Origin of the sequence: Ketobacter sp. GenoA1, assembly GCF_003671475.1 — a bacterium.
Classification (GTDB): Bacteria; Pseudomonadota; Gammaproteobacteria; order Pseudomonadales; family Ketobacteraceae; genus Ketobacter.
Genome location: NZ_RCHM01000042.1, coordinates 272,558 through 285,739 on the forward strand (window position 1 = coordinate 272,558; position 13,182 = coordinate 285,739).

Consider the following 13,182-nt stretch of genomic DNA (forward strand, 5'->3'; position numbering starts at 1 on the left):
GCCGTGTGTCCAGTATACCCGAGTTGTCATGCCCGCCTTGAATCAGAGTGTCGAAGAATGTTTGTCTGCAACGGGGCCCCTTGCCGGGGATTGGCCCGGATACAGGGTGCGGGAAGAGCAGGTTCAGCTGGCGGTAGAAGTGGAGAAAGGCTTGGCAGAGGGGCTTTCAATGGCGTTGGAAGCTTCCACCGGTACCGGTAAAACGCTTTCCTACCTGCTGCCGGCGCTGTTGTCCCGGCGTAGGGTGATTTTATCGGTGGGTAACCTTACCCTGCAGGACCACTTATGGTTGGGTGAATATCAAAAGTTGCGCACCGTGTTGCCACAACTGCGCCAGTTAACGGTGCTGAAAGGCTGTGATAACTATTTTTGCCACCATCGCTTCCAGTTGGCACGGGAGGGGCGGTTGCCCGGGCAAGGGCAGACCCTGGTGCATCAGTTTTGGGCAGAGTTGTCTGCCTGGCTGATCCAGACCCGCAGTGGAGAAATACAGACGCTGCCGTTGGCGGCGGATCAGATCAGTGAACTGTCCGCCGTGGTCACTCTGGGGGCAGACCAGTGCCTGGGGCACCGTTGCTCCCATTTTGCAGACTGCTACTTTCAAAAAGCCAGGCAGCAGGCTGCGCAGGCGGATCTGTTACTGATTAATCACACTCTATTGCTCAGCGACCAGCGGCTGTTCGAAAAAGGCATGGGGGCCTTGCTGCCGGCGGTGGATTGCGTGATTGTTGATGAGGCGCACCAGTTACCCGAGCTGTTGATCCGGCGCAATACGGAAACCATCGAAGAGTACCGGCTGCAGCGCTGGATACAGGCTGTGCGCCGGCAAACCAATGGTCATCTTGCGCTGTTTCCAGCGTTACCCGTCTTGCTGTCACAGCTGGAAAAACTGTGGCAGTTGATTCGGCATCAGTTACAACAACAAGGGCTGGACCAGGGTGTCAAAACGGTCGCTGCGGGAAGTTTCAAACCACTGGAAGAATTATTGCTGAGGCTGCGTGAACAGTTGAGTGGTTTGCACGTTTCCGCAGTGGATTTGACCCGGGAATTGCGTCAGTTGACCCAGTGGATAGAACTGTTGCAACAGGCCCGGGGTGATGAGTCTGTTCTTTATTGCGATCTGGTGGAAGGGCAGCTGAAAATCGTGGCTGCGCGGTTGCAAAATCCGTTCACCAGCTTGAATTCAGATGCGGTTGCCTGGATTTTTCTGTCGGCCACCTTAACGGTGGATGGGTGCTTTGAATATTTTACCCGAAGCCTGGAACTCAGCGGCCTGCAAACCCGGCGTTATCACAGCGCCATGGATTATGAACAACGGGCCATGCTGTGGGTGCCTGCGGATCTGCCATTGCCGTCCGCAGAAGACTTCTTCGAAGCGTGGACCTCCCGGCTGCTGCATTTGGCGCAGCAGCTTGACGGGGGCATTCTGGCCCTGTTTTCCAGTCATCAAGCTTTGCAGGCGTCTTTACCCCTGATGCAGGAATGCAGTGGCCGCACCGTCCTGGTGTATGAGCCGGGTGTCAACCGTCACCGGCTGCTACAGCAGTTCCGTCAACAAGCCAACAGTATTTTGTTGGCCACCGGCAGTTTCTGGGAAGGAATTGATGTACAGGGAGCCGCTCTACGGTGTGTGGCAATTGATAAACTGCCTTTTGCCGCGCCGGATGATGTGGTGAGCCTGGCGTGGAAATACAAAGCCGGCCTGGAACAGTCCTCGGTGTTTTCAGACTACATGGTGCCGCATGCAGTGACCCGTCTGCGCCAGGGGGTGGGGCGCTTGTTGCGCGCAACCGACGATTGCGGCCTGGTCATGTTGGGCGATCGCAGAGTTCTGAAAAAAACCTATGGTATTCGCTTCCTGCAATCGCTGCCACCCATGCCGTTGACCGAATCCGAGGCAGAGGTGGCGGCTTTTTTGAGCAGGATGGGCATAACCCGGAAGGGGGCATCCAATGAGTTTTTCAGCACTGAAAAAAACTGAGATAATAGTTGTTCGAACAAAGAGAACCGTCCAGTATGCCCCGTAAAATTCTAGCCATTGAAACCTCATCGGAAGCCTGTTCTGTTGCCGTCAGTTACGCTGGCGATACGTTGTTTCGTCATATCGATCAGCCTCGTCAGCACGCGCAGCGGGTGTTACCCATGGTGCAGGAGTTAATGCAGGAAAGTGGCCTGTCACTTGCTGAACTTGATGCGATCGCGTTCGGGCGCGGGCCGGGGGCGTTCACTGGCTTGAGAATTGCAGCAGGAATTGTCCAGGGATTGGCTTACGGGGCTGACCTGCCGGTTGCGGCCGTGTCTTCTCTGGCAGTGCTCGCCCATCGTGCGGGGCGCGAATGGGGCGCCCAACACGTTCATGCGGCGTTCGATGCCCGCATGGGGGAAGTGTACTGGGGGTCTTACGAAATTGGCGGGCCAGGACAGGTCACACTGGTGGGGCGTGAATGCGTGTGCGCGCCAGATGATGTGGCGGCGGCAGCAGGTGTGAAACCCGCGGCTGGCTGGTCCGGAGCCGGCAGTGGCTGGATTTACCAAAAACCACTTGAGCTCAGTACCGGAGCATTGCAACATTGCGAGCCGTTGTTGTTACCCCATAGCCTGGATTTGCTGGCATTGGCGGATACTGCGCTGGTGGCGGGTGAACTGATCACGGCGGAACAGGTGCTGCCGGTCTATTTGCGTAACAATGTGGCGGAAAAATCCAAAAAATAGAATGAATGCTGAGGGCCAGTCATGGGTCAGGACGAATTGAATGGACTGGATTGGGATTTCGGGGCGCCTTCCTTTTGCCGCGATATTCAGGTTGAGGATAAACACATCGACATTATGGGCCACACCAACAATGTGGTCTATGTAAGTTGGTTGGAGGATGTAGCCTGGGGGCATTCGCAGGCATTGGGGTTGGGCTGGGATAAATACACCGAGCTGAATCGTGCCATGGTGGCGCGGCGTCATGAGGTGGATTATCTGGCTGCCACATTCAAGGGTGATAATCTGCTGATGGGTACCTGGATCACGGAAAATGACCAGAAAATTTCGATTACCCGGCGCTATCAGCTGATTCGCCCCGAGGATGGGGTTACCGTTTTGCGCGGTTGTACAAAATGGGTTTGCGTGGCGGTGGACAGTGGTCGCCCCAAGCGTATGCCGCCGGAATTCATCAACGGTTACCGGATTACGGCACAAGCCGATTAGTCGTAGTAGATTCACAAGGATTACTTCATGGATATCATTGTACAGGCGTTGATTTTAGCCATCATTCAGGGATTAACGGAGTTCCTGCCTGTTTCCAGTTCGGCTCACCTTATTTTGCCGTCTCAGCTGTTGGGCTGGCCTGATCAGGGGCAGGCCTTCGATGTGGCGGTCCATCTGGGAACCCTGATGGCGGTAGTGACTTACTTTAACCACGATATCCGGCGGATGTTGGGGGGCATGGCGCAGGCCGTGCAAACCCGCGCCATGAATCCGGATTTGCAGTTGGCTTTTGCCGTGGTGGTGGGCACCATTCCGGCGGTGGTATTCGGTGGCCTGTTCAGTGATTTCATCGAGCACAATCTGCGATCCAGCTTTGTCATCGCCCTCACCACCATCGTTTTCGGTTTGTTGTTGTGGGCCTCCGATCGCCATGGCAACACCGGTAGTGATCTGGCCCGGATGACTTTGAGCATTGCGCTGGTGATCGGGTTTGCCCAGGCGATCGCCCTGATTCCCGGCACTTCTCGCAGTGGTATCACCATGACGGCGGCACTGTTTCTTGGTTTTAATCGTGTCGCTTCCGCCCGCTTTTCCATGCTGTTGTCCATCCCCATCATTGTCGCCGCCGCTACGCTGGAAACGGTCAAGCTGGCCACCAGCGGTGAGGAGGTGCCCTGGAATCTGATGATACTGGGTATTCTGGCATCTGCCTTCAGCGCGTTTCTGTGTATTCACCTGTTCCTGCGCTTGCTGGAGCGAATCGGGATGACCCCGTTCGTGATCTACCGGCTGATTCTGGGGGCAGGGCTGCTGCTGTTTGTGGGGCTAAATTGATTAGCTTTGCACCAGCAGCCGGCAGTCTATAATTACTCTGACGAAATGTACCTCTGGGGCCAGTGACGGAATATGCGGGTTAGCGGCAGCGCCATACAATCTTCCATAACCAACGGTGTGCAGGGCCGGGATGATAACCGGCTGCAGCAGCAGGCCGTGGAGCGCGCCCGTGATCAGAGCCAGAAGCCGGCTCAGCCCCAGCAGGACGAAGTACAGATCAGCGAGGCCGCCCGTCAGGCGGTGTCCAATCAACAGATTGCCTCGGTCAACCGGTCTGAAGCGGGGCAGCCCCGTTACCAGTATTACCAGTCTATAGAGCAAAGCACCCTGCCATCGTCCAATCAGCGCGCTCTGCAGGCTTATACCAATACCCAACAGATCAGTCGGGAAGCGCAGGGCAGTGGTGAGTTCCTGGGCAGTATCGACCTGTTTGTGTGATACTGCGGAACCCTACAGTAATAGAAAGTTGAAAGCAGCCTGATGCCCTCCTGGATAGCCGTCGACCACCCCGATTTCCGTACCCGTTTACGCCAACTGGAACTGCCCTTGAATTGCCTGGACGGATTTTGGTCCACAGAATCCGAACTCACAGCAGAGGTGAGCGCCGTGCTGGAGTATCGCGATGGATGCGTGCAATTGCGCCCATTGGATAAAGCCTTGGGTAACCCGGTGACCGTGGATTTTATCCATGGTAAAACCGGCTTTCGTTTTTTACGCGCATCCCATGAAATGGTGGTTAAAGCGGTGGCCGGTCGCAGTAAGGAGCCGTTGACGGTATTTGACGCAACCGCGGGCCTGGGGCGAGACAGTTTTATTCTGGCGGCTGCAGGCTACCCGGTTACTGCAGTGGAACGGCATCCCGCCATTGCCTGCCTGCTGTGGGATGGTCTGGACCGGGCTCACCTGTCGCTGGAGGGGGCCTCCGTGGCCGGGCGTATCACATTAAACTGGGGAAGCTCGCAGACCATCCTGGCGCAGCTGGCCGAACCCGAGCAACCGGATGTGGTGTACATGGATCCGATGTTCCCGGAGCGCACCAAGCAGGCTCTGGTGAAGAAGGAAATGCGCCTGTTTCGCGAGGTGGTGGGGGAGGATCCGGATGGCGAGCTCTTGCTGGAGGTGGCCTTGGGTGTTGCCAGAAAACGAGTGGTGATTAAACGGCCCCGCAAAGCCGAACCGGTGGCGGGGCGCAAACCCGGTTACCAGCTGCTGGGTAAAAGCAGCCGGTTTGATGTATATCCAACCTGATTGTTATTTGGTGTTTTCCTCTTCCTTGAATTCTTTCTCCAGATCCATTTCTGCAATCTGTTGAATGCTTTGCCGGGTATCCTCGCTCAGCAACGAGTGAGCATCTTCGTGAGAGCGCAGCAATGCCTCCCCAAAGGTGAGGTTACCTTCTTCATTGACATTCAGCACATCGTTTTTCACTAACGCCTGAATGAAATTGCGAAACAGCGCTTTGTCGGAGAATTCCGGACCACTGAATTCGTGCAGCAGTGACATCCTTTGTGCCAACATGGTACAGGCGTTTTCAAGCTGCATCCGTTGCAGTTTGCCCGAGCCGGATTTCACCAGAATCTCCACTGCAATGAAGAAACGTTCCAGTGATTGCTTGGTGGTGCTGGCCAGAATACTCAAATGCATAAATTCCTTGGCTCGGCTGTCCGGTGCCCATACCTCGGATTCGTTGGCGATCAGGTAGCCGTGCTTCACCAGCAACGCCAGGCTGCGCTCCACCACGTCGGGGATATCTTTTTCATGCCAATGAATAAACAGTTCTGACTGGAAGAATACATACAGCTGGCGAATCTGTTTGATGAGGGTTTCGCGCTTGATGCGTCGATTGTTCAACACCAGACAGGACACCAGGGAAACCAGTGCAAACAGATGGATGATGTTGTTGCGGTAGTAACTCATCAGCAGCGCTTTATCGTCCGACAGGCTGATCACATCCCCCAGGGGATGTTTGTGGCGGGACAGGATGTCCATGCGTTCACAGTAGGCGATAATATCCGCTCCACTGACGTCGGGCACCACCACCAGATCGGTATAGGGGACCTGGCGCAGAAAACTCAGATAGAAATCCAGGTGCTTGGCCAGGGCCCTTTCGTCCATTGCCTGTTTTTGCGTGGAGAGCAACGCTATGCTGAGCAGGTTGATGGGGGTCACCACGGCGGCGTTGTTGATGCGGGTGATGATCTCGGTGCCCAGGTTATCAACGGTTTCCGACACCCAGGAAGGGGGCTTGTCGTCATTGTATTCGAAGCTGCGCCATTGGCTGTTGGCATCGCTGAGAGCATCGTTCAGGTGGATCGGTTCGCCAAAGTTGACGTAGACCTGGCCGAAGGTGCCGCGCAGTTTTTTTAAGGTGCGAAAGATGTCAAAAATGGATTCCTGTTTCTTTTCCTTGCCATACAGCTCACCCAGGTAGGTGCCGCCTTCCAGTACTTTTTCATAGCAGATGTGTACGGGCACAAAGACAAAGTTTCGGCGCCGTGTGCGCAGAAAGCTGCGAACCGTCATGGACAACATGCCTGGCCGTGGGGACAGCAAGCGCCCGGTGCGGCTGCGGCCACCTTCTATAAAATATTCCACCGAGAATCCGCGGTCGAAGGTCATATTCAGGTATTCGTTGAACACAGCGGTATAGAGCCGGTTGCCTTTGAAACTGCGGCGTAGGAAAAACGCACCACCGCGGCGCAGAATGGGGCCCACCACCGGCATGTTGAGATTGACTCCGGCGGCGATGTGCGGGGGTACCATGCCATAGCGAAACAGCAAATAGGACATCAACAGATAATCGATGTGGCTACGATGGCAGGGCACATAGATGACTTCATTATCCGTGGCGACCTTTTTCAGGCGATCAAAGCCGTTCACAGAAACCCCGTTATAGAGTTTGTTCCATAACCAGGTGAGCACCAGATAATAGATGCGGATGACGGAGTGAGAATAATCGGCGGCAATCTCGTTGGCGTAGGCGCGTGCCGTTGCCTGCGCCTTGCGTCGATCCACCTTTTTACTGCCTTTGCCGCTGCGCCTGGTTTCCGCGTCGATGGCTGCGGTGACACTGGGCATGCGCAGCAGCGCATTGACCATGGTACGGCGGTGCGACAGATCGGGGCCGATAACGGCTTCCCTTAAGCGGCGAAAATGGGTGCGGAAGACGCGCCCCAGTTTGCGCACAGCGCGTTCTTTCGGCAGACCTTCGTTCAGGACGCTGCGCAGGGACACCGGTTCATCGAAATGCACCACGGTTTGTCGGCCCTGGATCATGATGATCAGCAGCTTGCGCAGCAGGCCCGGTACCCGCCAGGTGTCGGAGAACAGGATCTTGAAGATGGAGTTTTCCCGCGCCGGGGCACGGCCGTAGAACAGGGAAACCGGCACCAGTTGCACATCCAATTGGGGATTCTGCTCCAGTTCATCAATCATGCTGAGCAGCTTATGTGGTTGTGCCAATGCCTTTTCGCGGCGTTCCCAGATCCAGCCTTTGCCGGTAAGAAAGTAGGAAGCCCGCTTATGTTGGTAGTTGCCCACCTTCAGGCCTTTGGAGGGATCCGGCAGCTCCAGGTTAATACATTCCCTTGCCATCACCAGATAGTCGGCCAGTGATTCATTCTTCAACACATAGCAAACCGGAAGATCCGGGTTGATGGACAGGCTGTCGCGGGATTCCGGCTGCACCTGGGCTCGCACCATCCAGAATAGAAAGCGCTTGACCAGCCACACAAACAGCAGATCCAATCCTAACCAGTGGGTCATGTGACTACCTATAGAGTACTTAAAATTGGCGCCAGTCTACTGCCTAATCCCAGCTTAGGCAAAAATCTGACATTCGTCAGTGTAACAAAGCATTAATGCAGCAGGTTTACAAAAATAAGCGGTTGAAATTCCAAATCAATGTACCCATATTACCGGCGCACCTGCCGTTGCAGTCCGCTGCGAACTTTCCGCGGCATGTTCTGTCAAAAGGGGCGTTTTGCGGGGTTGGCGGCCATGCCCAACAGTGTCTGCCGCCTGGCTGATAAAAAAACTGAATTTTTTGTCTTTTCGTGTCTCGGTGCGATCCGTGTCGCACGCTGTTAATTGAGAACAGGGAACAAGCATGATCAGAATTGATAATCTAACCAAGTCATTTGGCCCGTTTACCGCGGTTGACGGCCTCTCTTTTTCAGTGGCACCCGGGGAGGTGCTGGGTTTTCTGGGGCCCAATGGCGCCGGCAAGTCCACCACCATGAAAATGATCACCGGCTTTCTGGCGCCCACGTTGGGCAAAGTTACCGTATTTGATCACGATGCCACAGAACAACCATTGCAAGCCAAGCAGCTGATTGGCTATCTGCCGGAAGGCGCCCCCAGTTACGGCGATATGACGGTGCGCCAGTTTCTTCATTTTATCGGGCAGGTGCGTGGTTTTCGGGGGGCACCACTGCGTGAGCGTATCCAGCATGTGGAAGATACTCTGCAATTGGGCGCCGTTGCTGATCAAACCATCGAAACCCTGTCCAAAGGTTTCAAGCGCCGGGTGGGATTGGCCCAGGCGATCATTCACGATCCCAAGGTATTGATTCTGGATGAGCCCACCGATGGCCTGGACCCGAATCAGAAGCAGGAGGTGCGCAATCTGATTGCCAATCTGTCGAAGGACAAGATTGTGATTATCTCCACTCATATTCTGGAAGAGGTAACGGCGGTGTGCACCCGGGCCATCATTATCGCCGCCGGTAAAATTCTGGCAGATGGCACACCAGAGGAGCTGGAGGCCCGGTCCCGTTACCATGGCGCGGTGAGCATGGTGCTGCAAAGTGCCGACAACGCAGAAAGTGAGTTGGTGAAGTTGCCTGAGGTGGCCAGTGTTGAGGCCGATCAGGATCGACTGGTGGTGTTCCCCCGGGCGGGACAATCTCTGTTTGTTCCGGTCAACGAGTTGATTCAGAAATTTGGCTGGCAGGTGGAAGAACTCCACGTGGAGCGCGGCCGCCTCGATGAAGTGTTCCGCACCATTACCCGGGAGGTGGCCTGATGAATCAGTTGAACGTGGTATTCAAGCGTGAGCTGGCCAGTTATGTTGCTACACCATTGGCTTATGTTTTTACGGTGATTTTCCTGGTGCTGGCAGGCTCATTCGCTTTTTTCTTTGGTGGCTTTTTTGAAAATGGCCAGGCCGATTTGCGTACCTTCTTTAATTATCACCCCTGGTTATATTTGTTCCTGGTGCCGGCGTTGTCCATGCGTTTGTGGGCGGAAGAGCGCAAGAGCGGCACCCTTGAGCTGTTGATGACGCTGCCCATCAGCTTGCGGGATATGGTGTTGGGCAAGTTCCTGGCGGCGTGGATCTTTACCGGCGTGGCGCTGGTTCTGACCTGCCCCATCTGGTTCACGGTGAATTATCTGGGTGATCCGGACAACGGTGTGATCCTGGCCAGTTATATCGGCAGCTGGCTGATGGCCGGAGCCATGCTGGCGGTGGGTTCCTGTATTTCCGCCTGCACCAAAAATCAGGTGATCGCCTTTATTCTGTCAGTGGTGGTGTGCTTCCTGATGATGGTAAGTGGTTGGGAAATTGTGTTGGGCTGGTGGCCGGACTGGGTGGCTGACTGGTTCATCGAATCAGTGGCGGCATTAAGCTTTCTTACCCATTTCAACGCCTTCGCCAAGGGGGTGTTGGATCTGCGGGATGTGTTGTATTTCGTCATCATGATGGCCGGCTGGCTTACCGCCACCGCCATTGTTATTGATATCAAGAAAGCCAACTAAAAGGAGCCGACACGATGCGAGTAAGCAAATGGTTTTCAGGTGCCGGCCTGGTTGTGCTGGCCATTGTGGTGTTGTTTTCCACATTGTTCACGGATTGGTTGTTCAAGGGCGCCCGAATTGATTTGACCGAGGGTGGCCTTTATACCTTATCTTCCGGCAGCAAAAATATTGTTCAGGATCTGGATGAGCCTCTGGATCTGTATTTCTTTTTTTCCGACAGTACCACGAAAGAGGCCCTGGCCTGGCGTAATTACGCCAAGCAGGTGAGGGAGTTATTGGAGGAATTTGTACTGGCGTCCGACGGCAGAATAAACCTGACGGTAATCGATCCGGAGCCATTTTCGGAAGATGAGGATCGCGCCGCCGCATTTGGCCTGCAGGCGGCTCCCATTGGTAACGCCGGTGACAGTGTTTATTTCGGTTTGGTGGCGCAATACGGTGAAATGGAGGACGGCGCCAGCCCGGAAGAAAACGAGCGCCCGACCCTGGAGATTCCTTTCTTCAAGCCCGAGCGCCAGGAGTTTCTGGAATACGACATTGCTAAAATGATTTATCAAGTCAGCCAGGAGCGTAAGCCCCGGGTGGGGTTGATCGCCGGCCTGGATGTGGCGGGGGGCTTCAATATGATGATGCGGCAGCCCACCCAGCCCTGGTTCAGTGTGGAGCAGATCAAGCAATTGTTTGAGGTGAAAACCATCGGCAACGATGAGCAGGATATTGCCACGGACGACTACGAACTGCTGGTGGTGATTCATCCCAAGGAATTATCGGAGCAGACCCTGTTTGCCATTGATCAGTATGTGTTGCAGGGCGGGCATGCGCTGTTTTTTGTCGACCCCTACGCCGAACAGGCGCAAATGGGGGCAAGTAAGGCATCGGATGACCTGAACAAGTTGTTTAATACCTGGGGGGTGAATGTTTCCACCCAGGAATTCGTTGGCGATGCCCAGCTGGCATTGCAGGTGGGCAGCCCCAGCGGCCAGCCGGTGCGTCATTTAGGCATTCTGCAGTTAACGGATCAGAACTTGACGCGGGATAACCCCATCGTCAGCCAACTGGAAACAGTACATCTGTCCAGTGCGGGTTACATCACCCGGGTTGAGGATGCTGCCACTGAGATGGCCGCGCTGATGACCTCCACCGAGTACGCCATGCCCATTGTCGCCAGTAAGCTGGATATGATGCAGGATCCCCGTGGCCTGGCCATGGGTTTCGCGCCCACCGGAGAACGCTATGTGTTGGCGGCGGCGATCAGGGGTGAAGTGGAAACTGCGTTTCCGGATGGAGTACCCATCAGCGAAACCGGTGCTGCCGATGAGGATGACGGCGTGGACGAGGCCAGTGATGCTGCTGAAGAGCAAGGCAGCGCCGCGGAATCAGCGGCGTCCGATGCCAAGCCCATGGAGTATCTGAAACGCTCCCGGCAGCCCATCAATGTGGTGATCGTGGCCGATACCGATGTGCTCAGTGATCGGCTTTGGGTTCAGATTCGTCAGTTCTTTGGTCAGAACGTCGCATCCCCGTTTGCCGATAATGGCGATTTCTTCTTCAACGCCGTGGATATGCTGACGGGAAGCTCCGATCTGATCAGTATTCGCGGGCAGGGGCGGTATTTCCGACCGTTTACCGTGGTTAAAGCCATGCAGCGGGAGGCGGAAGCCCGGTTCCGGGATGTGGAGCAGGATCTGCAGAACCAGCTTCAGGCCGTAGAGCAAAAGCTCATGGAGCTGCAGAGCCAGCAGGGTGACAATGGCAACAGCATCACCCTCACCCCGGAAGTGGAGGCGCAGTTGCTGCAATTCCAACAGGAAAAGCTGGCCATACGTAAAAAGCTGCGTAACGTTCAGCACCAGCTGAATAAGGACATTGAACAGCTGGACTTCAAACTGAAACTGATCAATATTGCACTGGTACCCTTATTATTGACCCTGCTGGTGATCGCGGTGGCGGTGTATCGTCGCCGGCGCCGCTGAGGGCTGCCGGAGCACAGTGTCCTATCAGTCGAACGTTGATGTACAGTTGATCGCGCAAGCCCTGGCCGTCAAGCCGGGGCTTCGCCGTATTGTGGTGGGCCTCAGCGGTGGCCTGGACTCCACCGCTTTGTTGCACCTGACCCATCAATGGTGGTTGCAGCAGCCGGCTGACCACCGGCCCGCGCTGCACGCCATTCACATCAATCATCAACTGCAGCCGCAGGCAGAGCAGTGGCAACGGCAGTGCGCTGAAATGTGCGCCCGGTGGCAGATCGAGTGCACCGTGCGCAAGGTTCTGGTGAACACGGAGGCGGGCAGTCTGGAGACCGTGGCCCGTCAGGCCCGTTACGCCGCATTCCGGGAATTTCTCCAGTCCGGTGACGGATTGCTGCTGGCACACCACCGTGATGATCAGGTTGAAACCATGTTGCAACGTTTGGCCAGGGGCAGTGGCCCGCTGGGGCTGGGGGCCATGACCTCCTGCAGTGAGCAGCATGGATTCACCCTGCTGCGCCCGCTGCTGGCGGTGGATCGTGTCCAACTGGAACAATTCGCCCACGATCATGATCTGGCCTGGGTGGACGACCCCAGTAACCGCGATCCGGCCATGGAACGTAATTTTATCCGGCTGCGGTTGTTACCCCAGTGGCGCAACGCGCGTCCACAGCTGAATCAGGCACTGGCCCGATCTGCCCGCCTGGCCCGGGAATCGGCTCTGCTGCTGGACGAGCTGGCGGCGCTGGATCTGGGGCAACCACGGGCTGATGGCGGTCTGCAGACCAGCGCCTTGCAGGGGCTTGGCCTGGCGCGCCAGAAAAACCTGCTGCGCTACTGGTTACGGCGGCAGGGCGTTCAACCCCCCAGCGAAACCATCACCCTGAGGATACTCAACGAGGTTCTCACAGCCGCGCCGGATGGGCAGCCCCTGGTGGCCTGGGGCCACAACAGTGTGCGTCGTTATCAGTCCACTCTGTATGCCCTCAATCGCCCGCTGCCGGAGCCGGGGGGGCTGGCGATACCGGTCGATCAATTTGAGCGGCCCCATGCCTTGCCCCTGGGGCGATTACTGGTCAACGCCTCCGCGCCGGCGTTTTCCCGGCGGGCGCTGTTGGAGGGAAGCGGGCTTGAGCCTTTGACCGTGCGCTTTCGCCGCGGCGGAGAACGCTTGCAGCTCCCGGGGCGCCCCATGAAACCCCTTAAAGATTTGTTCCAGGAAGAAGGTGTCCCCCCATGGCTGCGGGGCCTCTGGCCGATTCTGTGGCGCGGTGATCAAATAGCCGGATTACCGGGGCTGTGGGTGTGTGAGGGTTTTCTGCCCCAATCCGGGGATGATCAGCTGGGATTGCTCTGGGATCCGGGTGATGCTGCTCAAGATTGAGTCTGCCCCCCTAATCAGGTAGAATTGCGGTCCATTCTGAGT

General features: G+C 56.1%; 11 protein-coding genes. 10 read left to right on the forward strand and 1 reads right to left on the reverse strand.

Annotated elements, in window-relative coordinates:
- Positions 1–28: 28 nt before the first annotated feature.
- From D9N13_RS15315 to D9N13_RS15340, 6 genes are all read left to right on the forward strand, one after another.
- Positions 29–1,981: an ATP-dependent DNA helicase gene (locus D9N13_RS15315; RefSeq protein ID WP_290591877.1), complete on the forward strand. Its 1,953-nt coding sequence runs from the start codon at positions 29–31 to the stop codon at positions 1,979–1,981.
- Between the two features lie 35 nt (positions 1,982–2,016).
- Complete coding sequence (tsaB, locus tag D9N13_RS15320) at positions 2,017–2,712, forward strand: tRNA (adenosine(37)-N6)-threonylcarbamoyltransferase complex dimerization subunit type 1 TsaB (protein WP_290591879.1); 696 nt, start codon at positions 2,017–2,019, stop codon at positions 2,710–2,712.
- 45 nt (positions 2,713–2,757) lie between these two features.
- Positions 2,758–3,195 carry an acyl-CoA thioesterase gene (locus D9N13_RS15325; protein ID WP_411268183.1) on the forward strand — a complete coding sequence of 146 codons (438 nt, stop codon included), beginning with the start codon at positions 2,758–2,760 and terminating at the stop codon, positions 3,193–3,195.
- A 27-nt stretch (positions 3,196–3,222) separates the two neighbouring features.
- On the forward strand, positions 3,223–4,029 hold the full coding sequence (locus D9N13_RS15330; RefSeq protein ID WP_290591882.1) for an undecaprenyl-diphosphate phosphatase: 807 nt from the start codon (positions 3,223–3,225) through the stop codon (positions 4,027–4,029).
- 72 nt (positions 4,030–4,101) lie between these two features.
- Entirely contained in the window at positions 4,102–4,467 is a 366-nt protein-coding gene (locus tag D9N13_RS15335; RefSeq protein WP_290591884.1) for a hypothetical protein, read from the forward strand.
- Between the two features lie 42 nt (positions 4,468–4,509).
- A complete protein-coding gene (locus D9N13_RS15340; RefSeq protein ID WP_290591886.1) occupies positions 4,510–5,277 on the forward strand; it encodes a class I SAM-dependent methyltransferase in 768 nt (255 codons plus the stop codon).
- A gap of 3 nt (positions 5,278–5,280) precedes the next feature.
- Here the strand turns inward: D9N13_RS15340 and plsB are convergent, their stop codons facing one another.
- Positions 5,281–7,794 (reverse strand): glycerol-3-phosphate 1-O-acyltransferase PlsB, encoded by a 2,514-nt coding sequence (gene plsB / locus D9N13_RS15345; RefSeq protein WP_290591888.1) that lies wholly within the window; start codon positions 7,792–7,794, stop codon positions 5,281–5,283.
- Positions 7,795–8,137: 343 nt separating this feature from the next.
- Here plsB and D9N13_RS15350 point away from each other — a divergent pair, with 343 nt between their 5' ends.
- From D9N13_RS15350 to tilS, 4 genes are read left to right on the forward strand one after another with little or no spacing between them, the layout of a single operon-like run.
- Positions 8,138–9,055 (forward strand): ABC transporter ATP-binding protein, encoded by a 918-nt coding sequence (locus D9N13_RS15350; protein WP_290591889.1) that lies wholly within the window; start codon positions 8,138–8,140, stop codon positions 9,053–9,055.
- Positions 9,055–9,789, forward strand: coding sequence for an ABC transporter permease (locus D9N13_RS15355; RefSeq protein ID WP_290591891.1), 735 nt, complete (start codon positions 9,055–9,057; stop codon positions 9,787–9,789). The genes D9N13_RS15350 and D9N13_RS15355 overlap by 1 nt, the downstream gene beginning before the upstream one ends.
- Before the next feature lie 14 nt (positions 9,790–9,803).
- Positions 9,804–11,762 carry a GldG family protein gene (locus D9N13_RS15360; RefSeq protein ID WP_290591893.1) on the forward strand — a complete coding sequence of 653 codons (1,959 nt, stop codon included), beginning with the start codon at positions 9,804–9,806 and terminating at the stop codon, positions 11,760–11,762.
- 16 nt (positions 11,763–11,778) lie between these two features.
- Positions 11,779–13,140 (forward strand): tRNA lysidine(34) synthetase TilS, encoded by a 1,362-nt coding sequence (gene tilS, locus D9N13_RS15365; RefSeq protein WP_290591894.1) that lies wholly within the window; start codon positions 11,779–11,781, stop codon positions 13,138–13,140.
- The last annotated feature ends 42 nt before the right edge of the window (positions 13,141–13,182 follow it).